The organism is Streptomyces sp. YIM S03343 (assembly GCF_054729195.1).
Genome location: NZ_JBPUKX010000004.1, coordinates 1 through 20,424, shown reverse-complemented (window position 1 = coordinate 20,424; position 20,424 = coordinate 1). Strand labels below are relative to the sequence as shown.

The 20,424-nt window shown below is 57.9% G+C and carries 1 protein-coding gene; it reads left to right on the top strand.

Translation table 11 applies throughout. The annotated features are described in order from the left end of the window. Positions 1–14,434 precede the first annotated feature (14,434 nt). A complete protein-coding gene (locus ACSYGN_RS41605) occupies positions 14,435–14,578 on the top strand; it encodes a hypothetical protein (RefSeq protein WP_460406255.1) in 144 nt (47 codons plus the stop codon). The last annotated feature ends 5,846 nt before the right edge of the window (positions 14,579–20,424 follow it).

Sequence of the window (20,424 nt, the reverse complement as noted above, 5' to 3'; positions counted from 1 at the left end):
CAGCTTTAATGAATAGAAGATATTACCCACATTAGCCGGAGATGCACGCATACACTTTCCGGAAATGATCTTACTGATACTGCACATTCGCTTGTATAGCGGCATAACCCCGACTTCCGAAGCCTTAGTCGACCACGAGGATGCCCCAGTCCAAAGCAATCTAGGAGAACTCACACCACTAGCGTGGATCAAGCAAAAAAAATCCTATGAGAAGCCTAGTCTCAAACGCGATCATGGAACTGTGCGATGGATGAACACAGGTATTCCGCGCGCCGGGGTAGATCTTTCCGGCTGATCTACGCGTGCATGGAGATGGGCTGGGGCTCGCGGCTAGCTTCGGGGATGCGAATGTCGAACCGAAGTACTTGAGGCCGGGTTGACGCACTCTAGCCTTGGTGTCGTTGTTGTCGGGTGCGCGTCGGCTGAGGCCCGTGTCATGAGTATCAACTCGGGCCGCTCCAGTCTTGTGTGATTTCTGTGCAGGTCGCGGCTACGGTGTAGCGGGCAAATGCGGCTGAGACCATGTTGAGCCCCGATCGGGTGCGCCAGGTACATCACGTCTATGGACTATGACGGATGCGCGGAGATGGGTCGGCGTCGCGGTCCGTTGGCAGGCCGGTGTGTCCGAAATGGAGGCCTGGCTGAACGGACTCGCCAGGGCGGGCGGCGGGCCGCGGAGGGTGAGGGGGGTGGACCGAGGGCAGGCCGGTGGAGCCAGCAGCTGGAGCAAGCGAATGATCCGCTACCTGGTCGCGGGCGTGGATCGTCCTGCGGGCGATGCCCCCATCGGGTACATTCGGCTGTATCGGCTGGGGTCCAATGGGTCAAGACGCCTTAATCACCGTGCCGCTGGCGTGTGCGAGCACAGGACTGAGTGCGCCCGAGATTGCCATTGTGCGAGCCCCGCTTTGGGCGGCTGCTCGAGGGTCGTGCGCTTGAGCACGAGTTAGGCGCGGCGATGCCGAGCCGCACGTAAGGCGGAATCAATGCGACAGGCTTTCAGAGAATCGGTGCGGGCCTGCCGCGACGATGTGTCCACGGCTCCTCAGCGCGGAGCTATCGATCGAGGCAGGGAGGCGGGAAGAAGGCTGTCCGGGTGGCCGCAAGCGGGCCTCATCTGTCGACCGACACCACTCAGGCCTGCTCCTATCTGGCGCGATGTACCGCATGGTCGAACGGGCGTGAGCGGCGAGCATCGGGCGACGGCCGGGACTGAATAACCTGCAGGCGGGCCTGCTTGATTGCGGCAACAGGAGCGCCGACACTGAGCACTCGCGACAATCACGCCTCAGTCTGGGCCGACATGCGCTGGGCTACACGGGAGGGCGGCTTCTCGCTTCGTCGCCCGACGGTGCCTACCGCAGTCGAACTCGGACCCTAGACATCCTGGGAGAATCGTCACCCACGCCTGGGCCGAGTACAGACATGACAAGGGCTTCGTGGTGGCTGGCCCACAGAGGCGGCAGCACAAATTGGAGTGAGCTGGAGGTCGGTCTAACGATTTATTTCGTGCATGGCTGAGTGAATCCATCCCCACGCTTGCGAACTGATCCGGACGAGGAAGCATAACGAGATCACCAATTGCCCCATCTCAGTCCGCGTCACGGCGAGACCGAGGCGGTGCGATAATGCGCTAGGTGGATCGAATGGTCATACTAGACCAGACGCGATGGGACGGCGTCTGGGCACAAGATAGCCAGAAGGCAAGGGAGGGCACTGGGCTGGTTCGGGTCCAGCCGTTCAGGAGTCGTCTTAATGTCCTCCCCGCAGAAAATCCGCATTAGACGTTCCACTGCAACGGAGCCACCCAGCGCTCCGGCCAAGACGCCAGGACGCCTTTCGTATGGGCGCAACGACCCATCTACATGCGCTCGTCGTTGCGTCTCCATATCCAAGCCTCCAGATCGCAGAAAGGCGTGCGTCGACCATCGCCGTGGTCCGATTCTATGTGGTATCCATTGGCCCAGGCCGGGCCAGGCCTGGCTGCGTGCTGATCGCACTGGCCCAGATGCCGGCTGTAGTCGGAGGTGGCTCAGCTTACCGACAACTGGTCTAGGCAGGTCGTCTTTTCGCACCACGGCGGGCATTACAACCAGAGCAGCCGTGACCGGTCTTCGGCGAGGGGCCAAAATACCGGATTTCCAAGCCGCTCACGCGCCCGTCACGGCGGATGGTGCTGCGATGCAGCGCGAAGGAGGCCGCTCAGAGCCATACTTACCAGTACCTCTCGCGCTGCGAGATTCAAGCCTGACGGCCGATTCCAATAGCTCTATCTCTCGCGGTGCTCTCACAAACAACCTCTATGTTATGGCGGTGTCATGGAGCCGCGCAGCGTCTTATCCCTCACCGTCTATGGATCCTGTCACCGGCACACACGGCAGCACGCTGCTCATACCCGGCTCTCTATCCGGCAAGAGGCATTCTCCGACTTAGTCCACCAGTGTACGCCATCGCATGCACCCGTAGGGATGCACACGCCTGCTCGATCACAGGAGTCAGGGGGGGGGGGGGGGGGGGGGGCTGGGGGAGGGGCAGGCGGGGTGCCGAAAGACAAGGACCGAGGCCACTATTAGCCTCCCATCAATCTGGGTCCCAGAGGGGCCAGCTACTGCTATGAGCCTGACGCAGCGGAAAATCAAAGCGAATCCACGTTCGGGTGAGTATACGGCTTCTGAAATGCAATCACTAGTAACCGCTCAGCTCAACACACCACGCCACATAGCCTAAGTGATGGCCAACTATACTGAGATTTGTTCGAGTGGGGCGCTGCATGCCCAGGGCCCGTGATCATTTTCGCGTCCACGCATAGAACGGTGGAACGTCGTCATCGAGATGACCCAAGAGGTCAGACGTGTTCAGTCTCGCAGGTAGCTGTTCCGTCGCGGCCGCTCGTAAGTCATCTCGGGGGAAGTCTCAGGCACCGAGCCCTGTCGCGCCCGCTTCCGAGCCATAGCGAAGGGGGCATGTAGGATGCGTCGCATGTCGAAGAATCCGTGGGGTACAGGGACTTGGTTTCTGCGTAAGCAGTAGCGTCAGCGGCTACACCACGCAGGCTCGAACCAATCACAAGTCGGGACGAGCGCGATGCCTATGGCTGACCGAGGACTAGAGGCTTGGCTGGACCACATGAGGCCGCCAACTCCAGTGAACCGATCCTGGGATGAGTGTTGTGTGTCATGTCGGTATGCAGTGAAAACGGTAACCGACAGCAGCGAACTGGCGCCATCCTCTGATCGCCGAGGCTAGATGCTTACAACCCGTCAACGAGATGTGGGCGCTCTGATTCGGATCATGGCGGGCACTAGGAGTCGCCGTCCCGTTAGAAGCCAAAGCAGATTCTACAATTCGAACTACTAAGACCCTGCTTCCGGCGGTGGCTGCCATCCTCTGAGCGGCGCGCGAGGTGCATGATCCGATTCGAAATTTGTGCCTACCGCACTACTATTAAGCGACAGCACGGATTGCTCGGTCATGCAAAACCGGCCACAGGCTTTACGGTAGCTAGAAGCTTCCATGTTCCGCGCCAGACGGAAAGCTCTGGGTAGCGATATTCTTCCATCCTAACAAATTTCGCCACTAACAGCCCTGCGACCCGCCTTGATACTGGGGAACATTACGCCTCTCGCTGCTAGACGGCTGGGGCCGCGATGCGGCGGCGGGCTGTATCCACCCGCAACCTGAGTCAGCCAGCCTTTCTTCCGAACATATTTTCATTACCGCCTTGGGCGGCTATATTCCGAAGTCCCGTCGGTTCTGAGCAGCGCATCGACGACGTGCCGAGCATTGTAGAGAAATTCCTCGTCGATCACCCATCGATCACGCTATAATCTGACGTCCTTAGCCTGGCTTGTCGGACTGTCGCCGCCACCGGCCATCGGCTGGCGTCCGTGACCACAAGACCGCCCAGTCGTCGCCGCACAATAGCAGAAAGGAGCCGGTCAGAAGCAGCGCGTCCTGAAATCGCGGCCTAAAGATTTCTCTAGCCGTGTCTCGGGATCCACATGAGTCGGAAACCCTGCTCGTTGAATTGCCCGCAGCGCCAGTATGCGACAAACCCACCGGCGCAAAGGACGAGCAGTGAGGGCAAGACGTAGACGGACGAACGGAGGGACGAAGGCAAACGTGACAATCAAGGCCTAGGGTCGATGCCGTTCGAGCGCGCAAGCTCCTAGGAGGCCTTCAGGCGTTGGTTGGGACCTTCTCGAATGCGTCGACTACGGAGCAAGCCTGATGACTCGTTCGGGCATTTCGTTCATCGGGCCGACCACCTGAGAGGGAGTGGTATGGCAAGTTCATCGAGCGGCCAGAAACCCGGCTGCAGCCTGGCCCAGGCCAAGGAGCGGCGCAAGTGGACATCTCCGACGAACGCCATCGACTATACCTACTATAGCTAGCTCTGTGCCCAGGTTTTCGTGATCGCTAGATCCACTAACCCCCCAAAGTCTATGGGAGGCAAGATCTCCTCCCTACGGCGCTGCCGCCGGATGCCAGTGATGATCCTCAAAAGACCGGCGTGGCGCATGCACAACGAGCAGTACGGCCGTAGTCGCCGCGGTGGCGTTCGAGAGCGGTGCTCCAGTGGACCAGGCCTCTACCCCACACGGGGCAAGGCGACCAGGCCGCTACACCTCCAGTGGGCAGCTTCGGCGGCCTACGATCCTTCAGACTCGCGGTCCTGACCGCAAGGCCCATCAGGCCAGCCAAGGCCAGAGCGGACAGTGTCGGCTGCCCTGGTGTTCCTGTCCGTACCGCCCTAAGCCGCCCACATGCACAAAACGCGACAAGATCGCTCGTCTCCGAACTCGTCCGGATCTGTTCCTCACGATCTCGCCCATCTCACTAACGCAAAAGCGTATGAGACCATTAGGGTCCCAGAAGCTAAAATAGCCGACAGACGTCTTGCGGGCATATCGCTCCGGGAGGCTTGGCCACTCGTCACTCGGTCTCGTGAGGTTCGACGACCGTTCTCACCTTTTCATAAGAAATGAATTCTCAGTATCAAACCGCCGCTACAGCCCGCACCCGCGCGGCGCATTGGAGACCGTCCTGCTAAAGAAACATGTAAAATCAGTTAGATAAACGAAACGAATACTGCGAAGATGACCGCTTACCATCGAATGCAAAATAAGAAAAAAATGGCGATAGGAGCGCCATAGAGTCCACGCAACGGAGCGTCTCAGAACGTGTCTACGGCCGCGTCGACATAGATTCGGTTCGGACAATTTCCCCGGCTCCTGTCGGCCGGGAGTAGCCAGTGAATAGGCGAGGATGCCCGCTCGCCAGGGACTGCCTTTAATACAAACGGTCGTAGACACCAACCCGCCCCTTTGCCTTACGGCCTCGTCGTCCGCACGTTTACCGATCATCGGTGCACCACCCTGGCAGCCTTGGTGAGGGGGGTAAGGGCCCATTGCGTCGTCTGGGTCCAAGCCGGTCTCACCAAATCATAACCCTTTGGTTGTGCTACGGCGCGCACGCACAGATCGCGCTTGAACATTCGGAGCGACCGCCGCTGTCTCCGCCTAAGCACTGAAACCGACCGTCTAACCCGTGTAGCACCACGAAGATGCCTTCGCACCAAGACCGACCACGAGGCGGAGCCTGTACGGGCACGGCGATCGCGCCTGCGAAGCTACGCTGGAAAGTAAGGCCGCCGACCTACACATTAACAACACACAAGCTCAACGCCACGGCGCTATGAGCCACTTGATAAGAGTACAGATAGTCACTGCTCAACCTGAAACGCTTGTCGACGCAGCGTGCTGCACTGTGCTCATTAACAGATGGGACATAGTCCGAAGGCAGACGTACTATTATGAAATACCGGCATAGAACGATAATTCGCTATCTGCGCCGTCCGACGCACCCCGACCGCATCAGCACCCACCACAGAAACGGACCGCCTGTGGATTACGGACCATCTGCGCCAAGGCCATCACCATTTGAGGCCGCCGGAACTCATAGCGCCGCTCGATCACGCTCCATGGCTCATTCAAGTTGTACCCTACCAGGCGAGGCAGTGCTCACGATTAGCTGCCAACTATCCTCTCAGCACCCCGGCCGGAACCACATCTCACTCTCATTTCTTCATGCACTCCACCGGGATATACGCCACCCTCGCCTCCGAACGGTCGTGAGCCCTGAGAATTTAGGCTGACGCGAAACCCCGCCGCACTACCTTCCCATTCAACTGTTTCCCCCAACGCTACCTGTAAAAACACTAACACACGTCTTGGCGAACCTCCAACACACTACACAAACTCGGCTACCTACCCCACACAGCCTGCCAAGCCGGCTGGTATACCGCGGGAATTACTAAGAACGCGCCACAGAGTCACGGGCTCAATCACCAATGGACCCGGCACAATGATATAAAGCGCACACAACGACCGAATGAGACGAGTGCCTAACACTCTATTCGGGCCTAGACCTCATCTCGCGGCTAAGCGCCTCTGGCATTCTCGCAGCGGCTCGCCCACTCATAAGGCTATGAAGTTCACGTGCCAGGTTATCACGGCAGGAACTGTGGCCCCACAAAAGGCAAGTCTCGAGGGGTGGAACGCTGGGGCCGCAGAAGTGCATCACCTACGTAGTTGCCACAGCTCCGACATAATCCGCACACGACAGCACCGCGAATAGAGCGATTCGGGCTATACGAACCGACTGTGAAAGATGACTCCTTTATACGCCGTAAACAGGCGATGACGCTGGCGCCCAGCGCGCAGTCGGCAACCAGGCCATCGTGGCCGTAGTGACACGAGTGCCTCAAGAGCAGGGAAGAATACATAAGTAGCAGGAACTTCATTCTCCGCCGACCTCTAGGTGCAGCAGCGCGAAGCACCTAGATTCCGATGCAAGCCTCCGGCTTACACAATCGGCGCGCATATGGCAAGTCTCGACCACCAGTGTGGGACTAGTCTCACTGTCTCAGGCATAGAGACGAGGCGACACACGACAAGGGGCAGTGGCCGCGATCAATACAGGCTGCTTCTGGCTGGCATGGGCGCCCACGGGAAGTCTCAGCAGCCGAGCTTCCGTAGGAGTAACCGGCGGGTGAGGCCAGACGCCCCGGCACGCGGCCAAACCACCATCAACCAGCCTATGATCAGAATGCTGACTCCCATATCCACATCAGAGAGCCGACTCCTGAGCACTCCGAAGCGTAGGGGTGGTATGCAGTACGAGGGCGGAAGCAAAAAAGCAGTTTCGCCTTTATCATTCACGCTGCGACCGAATGCTACGGCTCAACGACATGCTATCAATATCGTGGCCGCTCTCTCCGAAGAACCAATGGGAGAGCCGCTGCCTATGCGCGGTCCAGGCATAAAACCATAACCCGTAGACAACATGGCCAGCCGACGCGAGAATTGGCCGCAATAACGGCGGCCATCAACTCGCGCCTGCTCCGGCACAGGACCCTACATGGGATCACTCGCATGAACTTCCAGCGACTCCTTGAGACGTCCCAACCTAGGCCCTCGACACGGCCTGGCCAACCTAGCTCCACCATGGATCAACACCGTTGACTCAGCAAGCTAGACGCGGAAGATGACGGTCGTCGAACTGGCGCAGGGGACCCAGAACAGCACATATGCGTGTCTGCGAGGGGCGGCGAGTGACTATGCAGGCAACAGAACCAAAGGCACCTACAGAGAAACATACAGCCGCGGCAATAGATCGCGGGATCTCTAGTATAAATGCGGTAGGAGCCATGTGCGCTCTAATATCTGCCTTGTCTAGACCCACTGGTGCCAATAAAAAAGAGGTGTCAACGGAGTGAGGAGCTTCAATCGGAGTACACCACGCGCGTTGATTCCGGGCCCGAGGAGCGCGGCTTCGTGACGAGGGCAGCAGCCGATATGTGAACTTTCCGTGACTCTGACTTGGGTGGGTCAGGGGTCGAGTGAGCCGTGCGGGCAAAAGTCACTTGTGTAGATGCGGAGACTCTTCCGCATAAATTAATTGCTGCCTATACTCGCATGAGCGTCTACAAGCAACAACAACGAAGGATGGAAGAGAAAAATCGCTACATGCGATTGTATCACATGAGTTCTGAGCTAATGTGGAATAATGCGACCACAGACTTTGGCTAGCGAATCGCCCGCTTTGTCAGCGGAAGCGTGCCATCGGTGCGCGCGCTTTTACACGAGCGGGTCGACTACGCGGCGTAAATCATTCGCGGCTGGGTACGGCTTCGTGACCGCTCACTTCGACTCGCGGTTGCGAACAATTACCTGGACTCAGTGATGGGCGATTGAGGCGTCCGACACTGGCCGAGATATTTCAGAGATCGGAGGAGAAGAGATGCGCGTGTGTAGGAGGTCTGGATGAGTAGAGCAGGGGGGTCAGCGACGTGGAATACGAATACAATAACCACAGGGGTAGGAGCGGGAGGACAAGAAAATCTAGGGGGGGGGGGGGGGGGGGGGGTGTGGGGGCCGCGGCTCGGGCGCGCGTCAAGGAGGTGTGGGGGCGGTTAGTTGGCCTAGTCTCGCGCTCCAAGTAAAAAATGTGCAGGTTGTCCTGTGCCGGATGTTTCGACGGTCTGTCTGCGGTCAGTGCGAGGCATTAGCGGTGTTGATACCTGGTTGAAGGGGCGAGAGTTAGGCAGTGCGGTCAGATAGAGTTTGGGCGTCTCGGAGCCGCTTGGAGGTAGGTCGGGGCGGCGGGTGAGAGGCGCCCGTATTGGCGGCGGCGGTGGCTGTTTCTAACCGGGTAGGCGGGGCGCGCGAGGCGCGGGCTTGCTGGAGCGGCGGCGGAGCTATGTCGTTGAGGCCGGGTTGAGGAGGAAACTGGCTTGTCCTGCCTGCCGTCGAGTTCGGATTGCCCAGACCGGCCTCGGTATAGGTCCGTTGATCATGAAGCGGTGTAGGTGTTGGCCAGTCGGCGCTCTCGCGTCACTGACCCGTTTCTGGCCACGTGAGCTCGAGCACCAGCGTCGCTGTGGCGCAGCCAGTCAGGCTGTATGATCGGCGGCACTTGGCTGTCCTTGTCGCCGTTCTTTGGCTGAATTGTGCTGCTACACACAGAAGGGGGGATTCGCGGTGGGGGGGGGGGGGGGGGGGGGGGGAATGGGTAGTCACACTGTGGGAGACCTGGTGGGCGATTTGAGCGGAGGCTTAGCATAGGCGGGCTTATCGACGCTGGGGCTTATTGGGGCGGAGGCATCGAAGTTTCCTGCATAGCTCGAGATCGGTCACTATCGGCCCAGATGGATTATGGCGGACTTGGCTGGGGCAAGGCCCTCATCGCTGGCGGAAAGGCGTGGCGAAGAAATTCGGGGCTGTGCTGTGGTGAGAGGGGATCGTTGTCCTGCGTATGTGGGTGAGGCACTCGGTCCTGCAGGCAGTTCCAGTTGCTCTTTGTATTGGGGGCGCCTAGTCCCTGGGGCCGGGCCATGGTCAGAATTCCCCACACCTAAGTGGAGGAGGGCGCTGGGGGGCGGCGGGTCGGCCGGAGCGTGTTCAGGTCGAACGCTGTCGTTTAGTGGTGTGGGCTGCGGGGATCTGGTGTTGAGGGCGTTGGGACCGTCTTGTTTGCCGTAGTGCGGCGGACCGGGTCTGGCGGGGTGGTAGTAGCCGAGTTGGGTGAGTTCGGGTTAGGTGATGGTATTTTACACGGTGGGTGGGCGTGGGGGTAGATGGGCGGGTTTCGGTCAGGGGCCCAGGGCCGGTCGATCGGAGATGCGATGGGCGATTGGTGGGAAGAGGGTGGTGTGGACCTGGGGGTGGTCTCGGCATGGGGTGCTAGGAGGATTGGTGAGCCATACGTGGTTGTGGTGAAGAGCTGGGCGAGGGCGATGATCGGGAGAGGTATGGGCTTTGAGCGGCAGAAGGGCGCACACACAGGGCGGGTTCGGGTGGAGTGGCTTGATGCGAGCGGGTGCGGGCGGAGCGTAGATGCGTTCGTCTGCCGGTGGCGGTGTCGTCGCCAGCGTTCGGTTGAGGGTCCTTGGCGTGGGTGGAGAGACTGTCAGTCGGATGCAGGCTTCTTTTCCAGCGCGCTTCCCAGGCGGATGTGGGGGCAGGTCGGTGGGGCGGCGGGGCGAGGAACTTCGAGGTGGCAATGAGGAGGAGGTGGATGGGTCGTCGGGCGTGTTCATGAGCGAGGTGAAAGGGTCTCGCTGCAGGGTAGTGGTGGCCAAACAGACACAAAGGGGGAGAACAAGGAAAGGCGGGCGGATAGTAAGGGAATGGGGATAGGTTAAAGGGGTAGGGGGAAGAAAAGCAGTCGTAATAACAGGAGCAACCAGGTGTGGTGACGGGCGGTCAGACGACGAGGCGCCTTCGCTAGGCGGTCGGTGTGTGTTGGCGGGCTAGCCGTAGCAAGGGTCCCCCCCCCCTCCCCCCCCCCCCCCGCCCGCCCCCCCCCGGGTTTGGTGACGAGTTCTGTGAAGCGTCCGGCAGAGGCTGGGCAATCGGCCGTCGGTTTCTATACGCCTCGGGCCAGGAGGCGGGGACTTATGTACGACGTCGACTAGCCGGTGCCGGTAGAACGAAGGTGGGGGCGGGGATGCGGTTCGCTGAGGTGCTTCATCTCGCGTCAGGAGGTCGGCTGCGCCGGTGCGGGTGCGGTTGTCGAGAGATAGTGGACGTCGTCGGACCACAGCGGCACTAACAAAGGGGGGGGGGGGGGGCAAAAGGGAAAGAAAAAGAAAAGAGAAATAAAAAATGAATAACAATAAGAAGGTCTGGGTGGGCTCAGGGCCCGGAGGGGGGCCATGCGCGGCAAGACGTGATCGGTGATCTGGAAGCCTGGTTCATGCTCCGCGGTTGGGGATAGGGGCAGTCGAGGAACCGGGCGAGTTCGGAGACGGAGCATCTTCCGGTGTGTAGCGGCGGGCGTACAGCGGACAAGGAACAACGATATTACAAGTGTCTCTCTAAGAGGCAGCACGGGCAGCCGCTGTCCCGGCTTTTTCGGTGGCGGGCGCGTCGGTCGAGGTGAAGGATGGTGGGGCGGCCGAGGTCTGCTGGAGGGGTGAGGTTGTGTTCTTTGAGCCGGATGGTGAGGTGGCAGACGCGGAGTACGATCAGGGCGCCAGCGGCTGGGGCGCGTAGTGCGCGTTGTGGCGGGCCGAGTAATGAGGATCATCCAGGCAGGCCTGCAGCGCGAAGAGAGCTCTTGCCCTAATGACCCGGACAGGTGGTAACAGGATCACGAACAGGGAGTTGTAGTCGAGTAGCGTTCGTCTAGAGTGTCCACGGCGCCGCTTGGCCGGGCAGAGGTCTGGCTGGATCGGATTTCGGGGCCGGTCGATTGAACTCGCATCCAACGTCGCCACCAGTTGGTCCGGGCGAAGGGGCGGAACGGATCGGACTTGCTTCGTGCTCGACGCATCGAGGGTCACATAGCGCTTTAGTTGCCTCCTGGTGCGGCGTCGTAACCACATGCCTGGAGGCGCTGATGTCGTGGGCCTTCGAGTCGGCTTCGTCGCGTCTGGTGCTTTGGACTCGTGTGGTATTATCATTGTTTTCTTTTGGGGGATCGTCTTCGCCGGTGAGGATCGTCAATTACCGGCGGGGGGGCTGAGCGGGCAGGTCATGTCTGGGTCCCAGGGGAGGAAAGCACGCACGGCCGGCAACTGGTCGCGGTTTCGGAAGCGGCCCGACTGTCAGGCTCGCTCCTGCTCGGGGACGCTGGATTATGCGGGGCTGTTCCACGGAAAACGCCTAGTCTCGTGGCCGCTGATTATGGGGGGGGGGCAGTTCATATAATTTAGTATGAAATATCATCAAAATCTAGGAGCGGCAGCGCACGCAGGCAGACGCGTTGCGAGTGGGGCGCTAGGCGCGAGGAGATCGCTCATCGCTGCGGCACGTCGGTGGGCGCTGGGCTCGACGACGGTACCGGAATGCTCCCGGCAGGCTAGTTGTCGAGAAAGGGTGGCGCAACCAGAAGTTGCGGTTGATCCAGCCGCAGGCTCGGCCCAGGGCCGTCGGGCAGGCGTACCTCAGACAGCGGAGGAAGCTCGTATGAAGGTATGTAGTGGAACGCTCCCACTTCGTCTGGCGCGGTGGAGGCGGGGCACGTGGGTCCTGTTTGAGTGTCGACGAGCAGTCGTAGGTGGCGGTAGTCTAATCGTATGCCACTCAGGCGCGCGAATGCATGGGGCAGCCGGTGCGGGAAGTTGAGTAGTTCGATGTAGTCCGCGTGCCTTCAACGGGATGCGGATGAAGGACGCAAAAAGCGACGTGGCCCGCTGATCCCGATCAGGGGCCTGCACCACATCTCTTTGGTAGAAAGGCATCAGCCTCGGCATCAAGGATGGCGCAGTTCGCTGTGACGGCGTTCCTGCAACCTGACAGCTGACCACCCACCTCAATCCTAGAGAGAGGTCCTCGGAGTCGGGTGCAAGGGTCGCAGTTCACGCCTCAGTCTCCTCGGTCCAGAGCCGAGCGACTGGCGCTGTCAGTCCGTGACTGTGTGAAGCCGTGTATGCCCGCTACTTACTGTGCGCGAAGCAGCGTCCCCCAACGGACTTGCGAAGCCGCGCTCGCACAATGGCCCCTTCGCATACGGCGCAGGAATGCAGGGCTGGACTAGTGGCTGTGACTCGAGATCCATCTAGGAGATGTTGGCGGTCGGCGCGAGGAATAGCACATTGGCGGAGAACGGAAGCACGCTGACCCTGGTCGATGAGCGACGGTAGGATCGAAAATTCAACCGGCCGGGGCAGCGGCCGCCTACTGGAACAAATTCCTTTAGTGAACAATGGGGTGGGTGGTGTGTGTTGGAGCATTTGAGGTTACTATGATAGTTTCAGAATTGGCTTATCCTAGCTAAACACATAACAAATGAAAAGTAAAAAAATGCAAGAAAAACAAATAAAAAAATATGATGAAGAAGCAAGATGAAAATTAAGAAGCGTGACTCGCTAATTATGATTTTCGCTCTCTGGGTCAGTATGCCGCTATGTGTGGCTCGAGGATGAGTGGAGGCATGTGGCGTTTTGGCGTATGTTTTTTTTTTTTTTTTCGGCTGGCGCTTTATGGAATAGGATTGGTTTGGTATGTCTGCGGGCCCAAAGCCACAGCGAAACTCGGCCGATGGGTGCATGCGAGGGGAGGGGTTGCGGCGGGTGTCGACCCAAAAACAAAAGGGGGGGGGGGGGGGGTGGGGGGGGGGGGGGGGTGGGGGGGGGGGGGGGGGGGAGGGGGGGGGGGGGGGGGGGGGGGGGGGGGGGGGGGATGAGGGGCGAGGGGGGGAGCGAAGGGCTGGTGGCTGAGCGGGGCGAAATCGGGTGAGATCTAGAGGGTCGCGCGATGGCGCAGCGTCGGTGCAGGGAATGCTGGTAGGAGGGACAGGGAGGGGCTGTGGGGCGCGGTAGCGGGTGCCGGTGGAGGACTAGCGGGAGTTAAGCTGTCGTCGGTACCCTGAGGTAAGCGGAGCTAGGCTGTGGGTGTTGGACGGCCGGCGGAGATCGCAGCCTGGATCGGCGGTGATAGAGCGTTCAGCTGCTAGGGAGGACCATAGGTATAACAGGGGAGATGGGACTCCACCTGGCGCGCGTCCTCGGCATGCCAGAGAGCTCCAAAACGTCAGCGCGTGACGCGGGCGGCGGAGGCGGAAAACCGGGGCGCCGCTTCAGCCCGTCGGCCGGTGCCAGAGGGCTACGGTCCGTTGGCCGCCGTGGTGGGCGAAGGACATGCCTGGTGACGGTGGCCTGCACCACCCGACTACTAAACCCCTAGGTTGCCCGGCTAAACCGGGGGGGGGGGGGGGGGGGGGGGGGTGGCGGGGGGGGAGGGGGGGGGGGGGGTGGGGGGGGGGGGGGGGGGGGGGGGGGGGGCGGCCCCCGGGGGGGCGTGGGGCGGGGGGGGGGGGGGGGGGGGGGGGGGGGGGGGGGGCACATCAGGGGGGGGGGGGGCAAAAAAAAAGGGGGGGGGGGGGGGGGGGGGGGGGGGGGGGGGGGGGGGGGGGGGGGGGGGGGGGGGGGGGGGGGGGGGGGGGGGGGGGGGGGGGGGGGGGGGGGGGGGGGGGGGGGGGGGGGGGGGGGGGGGGGGGGAAAAAGGCACAACACACACAAGGATATGTGGGCAGGAGGTGAGGGGGAGGGCATACAGTATGAGGGAGGATGAAGAGGTGACAATTGGTCAATCTCGTGTTTTTGAATGGGTGTGACTAGTGGGGGAGGTAAGAGGGGGAGTGTGGTGTAATGAAGAGGTGAGTGGTGGTGTGATGTGGGGGGGAGATACGTTGGATACAGAGTATGGAGGTGAGAAGGGTGGGATAATTGGACACGGTGTAGGACAGTTGGGATGGTAAGTACAGAAGAGGGAGGAAAGACAAGTGGGAAGGAATAGTATAGTCGCAGTAAAGAATTTTTAAGGAAGTGTCATTAGTAATATGGTTATAAGTAAGGAGAGGGTGGTTGGGGGGGGGGGGGGGGAGGTTGATGTGAGGGGTGGGGGGAGGGGATGGGGAGAGGGTTATGGAGAGGAGGGAGATGGTTAGGAGGGTGGGAATGATGAATGTGAGTACTAGGGAGATAATAATAAAGAAAATTAAGGAGAAGATGGATAATAGTTTAAATGGATTGGAAGGAGGGGAGGGCAGGGTCAGGGTTGGTGACTAATGGTATGGGCACAGATGGTAGTAAAGGAACAGCGGGGGAGTAGTGGGTGGGAAAGGTGGTCTAGAAGAAGGTAGGAAATGGTAAGTTGGGTGTTGTAGTGCAGGGTGGATGGTCAGAGATGCAGTATAAAACATTTTCTCTTATAAACATTTGAAAAAAAACAATTTTTTTAGTGTTTATTTTTTTGTTTATGGGGGATGGGGACAAGGACAAGTAGAGGAGGAAGAGGGAGGGAAGTGGTGAAAGAGGAAGAAGGTGGTAGAGAGTAGGAGAAGTGTGATGGGAAGGTATGGGGTTTGAGGGGATAGGATTTGGGATCAAGGAGGAGGAGGTTGGAAGAGGCATAAATATAATGGAAGAGAATGTTACATTGGTGGAGAGAGTGAGTGGAGGATAGAGGATTCTATACTCTAGATCTGGGGGGATCACTCTTGGAGTAATTGTTTGCGTGTGAGGAGAGAGAGGATGACAGAGAGTGAGATTCACTAGTAGAAGGGATATTTTCACAGGGGGAAGTTGTGTAAAGAAGGGGGAGTATTCGTAGGACGCTGAGGATAGTCTGTGCAACATGTACGGTGGAGGACAACATCAGAAGGTAGGGTCTCATTGATGGATAGAAGGCGATGTAGGCAAAGGTGTAAGTGGTGACACTACGGGGTCACATGGACAGGATTACAAATTACACTTGTTGTGGGTGACACATAGCGATAACACAAACAGAATGGACGGTAGGTCTTGTTTCTTAGAGATGACATTGTAAAATTACAGGGAAATTGAGAGCGAGCGGGAGTTGGAGAGGGAGGTGGAAACAGGGAATTGAGAGCAAGAATGTTGTTCGATGAAACAGAAGAGTAATGTTTAGATTAGGATGCGAGAGGAGATAAGTGAGGACAAGATGGGTGAAATATGGGGGGAGAAAGTAAAACGGAGGGAGATGGTGGTAAGGTGGAAGGATATCACAGGTGGATTGAAATTACTGGACAGGCAGCGGGTGTTACAGGAAGGACAAACACTTGCAGTGTCAGTGGAGGAAGGACACATGGAAAGAGTAGAGTGTAAGTGAAGGCGACAACAAGTGATAGGGTGGGTGAGTATGGGAACACAGATGAGGGAGACAGAACGAGATACAGGATAGAGAGTAGTGGTCTGATTGATGAGTGGGGATTGGGGAGGGGGGGGGAAGGGGGGGATATCTTTCTGGGTGAGGAAGGTAGTGGGTTACAAGTGTGAGGGAGGGACAGAGAACAGGTAGTAGAGAGATATGCACACCTCACTGATATGCAAACTGTGGAGAGAAAGGAATAGTGGTAGAGGGGGAGTGAGACACGAGAATAAATCTGAACGTAAGGAGTGTTAAGATGGGTACACACACGAGAGGGTATGTGGGGGGGGGAAGAGAGCACGTAGAGAGAAACAAGGGACGGAATAGAGGGAGAGGAGATAGTAAAAGGTGATGGGGGGGGGAATGTATTGGGAGAGGGGGAAGGGTGTTGGGGGTGAAGGGAGGGAGGGATGGGGGGGGAGGGGGGGGGGATTTAATAAAGGGGGGGGGGGTTGGTGTAAAGTTGAGAAGGGTAAAAGTGAAAGGTCCGGCCGGCCGGGGGCTAGCGGTGAAGGCAGCCTCGCGGCGGCATGGCACCCTGGCCTATGTACGATACGGGCGAATCCTGACGGAAGAACAAAACTGTGTGCGGCGAATTCTACCTTAAACCCCGCGCCAATACCAGGCCCCCCCCGTAAACGACAAAACAACCGCTTGTTCAGCGGCCTGTGCGGGCCTATAGGTGCGGCGCTGAATGAAAGTCTCGATGGATGCGGCGGGGTCGACAGGCAGCCCGTTGGCGGCGGGGGCGGGCGAATTGCGGCGGTCGGCGCATCCACACTGATTTTGGTTGCCTTCATGGCCAGCAATCGGCCAATATCACGGAGCCTGGTTGAATGTTCGAATAAATAGAAAACGAATCAAAAATCAATTAATAAGATATAGAATAAATAATCCGAATTTCATTGAGGGCGCTTAGATAGGAAAGGGACCGGTTGTGGTCGGGTTGGTAGTACGATTGCAAAAACGTAACAGCAAACCGACGACGCGCGCGGGCACGAACCGGTCGCGCCATGGCGGAAACGACGAAACCGATAACGCCATTGCGATCGATGGTGGTGGGTGTATGTGGCGGCAAAGATATTGCGGGCTATGGCGGGCTTGGCCCTGCGAGAGCAGACGACTGCAGGCAGGAGTGAGAGCAAGAGAGGCGTGGGCCGAGGCCGGTAGAGGTTCATACGTAATATGCCCTTTCCACCAGCGTGCTGTTGACCAGCACACTGTACCGGACGCCGGTGTTGCACCGGCTGCAGACTTGCCGAGCGGCATTACAGAACAATCATCAAAAAAAAACGGCGATAGTTCGACGACGAACCAGGATTTTTGCTGATGCAGGAAAAGGACAAAGGGGAGAAAGCAGAGTGGAACGGCGAACGCGGCGCGATAAAAGGACGATAAGCGAAAGCAACCAGGGTACGCGAGCACACCAAATAGGCCTGGCGATTAGGACGAGGTACGACACTGCGACTTACCGCCCACGCCGTACCGCGGCCCTTCCGCTCCGGAACGGCGCGCCGCGAAAATCAATCCCCATTGCGGCTCACCGCCTACCGTGCGCTCCGGTTGCAGTAACGGACGCAGCAGGAGATGAATGCATGCGGCAGTAACAAGAAGAGGATGGAAGGCCATCTTCTTTATATGCGGTAGCGGGCGGGGCGCCATAAGCCTGGCTTCTGTTGGCGTGCCCAACCGAGAAAGCAGAGCCGGGCCTGAAGAAGGCACACTCCGCCTAAGAAAGCCCAGCCTTTCTCCCCTGCCAGCGCCTCCCTCCTTCTGATGGATGGGGGGGGGGTGGGCGCCCCCGGGCCCGCCCGCCAAGGCAAATGAAGATCTGTACTTGGTCATAAGACGCAGGCCGGGGCGGCAGCGCCGCGCACATACTGCAATCGCGAATGACAATGATAAAAAACAAACCAAACGGGCAGCGGCGACAAATCGGATTAAAAAAGCGCACAAAGCGCAATCCAAATCTGGTCCAGCTGGGAGCGACACACTTTTCACATTACACTCCAATAACTGCCTGAAAACATCTGTTAAATTCAACCAGTACCCCCCCCCCCTTCCCCCTCCACCCTCAGTTCCCCCCCCCCTGGCAAATAACGTACCAGGCAAGAATTTTGCCCGGAGGATAGTCTGGTTCGTGGACGGCGGGGGTGGGGGTGGGGGGTGGGGGCGCGTGCATTTGTTCCGAGGCGAAACAAATTATAATTAATTTTGCCTGCTTTCCACTTGCTCATTCTCGTGCGTCGCTGCTTCAGCCTTTCGGAAGTGCGAGGGAGCCACAGTCGGCGAGGAGTGGCTTATTGTTATTTTTTTTTTTTTCTTCGCCAGTCGCTGGGGGCGGCGCTCGCGCGCTGCCGCGCCTGACGAATCCGGGCGGATTCCCCTGGTCGAAATCTATACGAGGAAAAGAAGAAAAGAAGACCTCATTTCAAAATATCCCATCATCGAGTCATTCGAAAATTAAATCCAACCACATTATTTTCGATCGTAACATAATCGAACGATTTTCGGATCATAAATCGAAAAAGCGTTTTATCAATTATCCATTATTATCTTCAATCGAAGTCGGAATGTATATTAATACTCATCAAAATTTTCCACTATATATTCGAAATATCATATATCGGAGCGATTTATCTAACGAGCGTAATTAATGTCATAAATATTCATCAATTCAATCGAAGAATTCAATATCGAGCGTCCCCTGCACCCCCGTCCCGAGCGTCCCCGTGCCCCCGCAAATCTCTATTGCAGAAAAAACAAAGCTCTAAAGCTCTTCAGTTTTCCTTCAATAAAAAGAAGAGGAAGCGCGTCCCCGCCCGTCCAGAAGCAAAAAGCTCTCTTTTCTTTTTTCTTCCTTTTAATTCCTTCCCTTTTTTATTCTTCCAACACCAGCAACTCGAACAAAACCAGGGCGCACACGTAAGAAGAATCATAAACAAAAGCGGCCATTCTGACAGCGGAAAAACCCGGAATATGCGCCACAACGAAATTTCCCGAGGCGCCCCCGGGCCAAGGACCTCTCCCCCCCTCTTTCGAAGAAGTGCTATCTGGCGAAAAAGACAAGCGCTCCAATCACAATGGATTGTCCGACGCGCCCCTCCTCGCAATGAGGCAAAAAAAAAAAAAACCACAAAAAAACCTGTAATAAACTAATCGATTTCCTCTTTCCTGGTCGAGATTCGGGCTGCGCGTTGCAGGGTGCAGTTGTGCAGCTAGGCAGCTAGGCACAACAAGCTGTCAGAAAGTTGGCAAAGGCAAAGCAAAAAAAGCTTCGCGAAAGACCCGACCTCGAGGAAAGCGAGAAGAGGCCGCTGCCGAGGCGGTAGAGTGCGTTTTGTGTGGTTGTAAGTTTTTGGGTTCGGTGCCGAATAGGGAGAGAGTAGGAGAGAGAAAGGGTAAGTAGTTAAGGAGAGGCCCACAGAATAGAATAAGCCGGCCGCCGCGTAGGCAACCGCACCGCCCAGAACGCGTCTGACATCCAACCAAGCTTTACAAGGTGCCAGAACCTAACCCCGCAACAAACCCCCACACCCACCAATATAAAGATAGAGTGAAGAGTCCGCCCCTAATCTGGCAATCAGCCGCGGCATCACAGCAAATTCAGCACACAAAAATCAGCAGATCAAGTTCCAGTCCGGCGCAGCTGGCTGCCGCAGTCGGAATCGCAAATCGCACGAATGCCCTGCCCGGGTTACTCTTCACTTGATCTTCATGATCATAGCCGCCTCGCCCCCTTGCCGGTCACGTCAGAAGTGCATCGGGACGGCGCACGGTGCCACTTTGCGGCCCTCCAGCTACGATTGCCGCAAACAGGTTAACGCCGCTGGGGGAGGCCGCCCGCGGCGGGTTGCGCCTACTTCGAATGGAGTCGAACAGCGCAACAACCAGCCCGAGGTAAAGGCGCTGCAGAACAGTTGGGATTCGAGTCGGGGGCGAGACGCGCGGTGCAGTGAAAACGGGACCGTTGATTCTGCCAGAAAGACAAAATCAAAAAGGAGCAGAAAGGGCCCCGGGACAAACGACAAAGAAACAGCGTGCCGCGCTGATTCGGTGGCGGCAGCATACAACATCCTGTTTCCTTTAGTTCCTTGCCTACCATTTGGCGATGGCCCTTGCTGACCGAGCTTTTGAGAAGCAAGCAGAGCACCATAAAGCAATCAACCGCTCGGCCGGTCCAGCCCGGGGGGTGGGCCCTTCATCTGCCCCAGCGTAAACGCCCAGGCATGAGCACAACCGACCGGCGCCCAGTGATACTCGCCCTATACCAATATAATGGCCTGTAAACCCGACGTGATGCGCTGGCACCACGAGATTGCCAAGCGATATCCGCGCGCACGCTCGGGGTGGCTCGACACCCCCGGGAGCAGCAACCTGAACCAAGAGCCCCGAGTCGAATGGAACGTGAGGGTCGTGACAACCGGATCCGGGCCCACCACTGATCACCAAATCACAAAGCCCGATCAATTATGGGCCCACCAACAGTATACCCACCATACCAGCAATAGAACAAATGTATCCACAAAACAGAGCACATCCAGACAGCAGATACAAGTGCCATAAACAACAAAAGTCAGCCGGTCTACAGGCGATCCCAAACGCGTCCCAAATGATTACGATCCTGTTTGCAATAACAATCGGGGCGCAGTAAAGGGCAAATAGGAGAGGCAGTCGCACATAGAGCATATCGCTGATGGCATGGCAAAAAAAAAAAATACCATAAAAAAAAAATAGCAAAAAA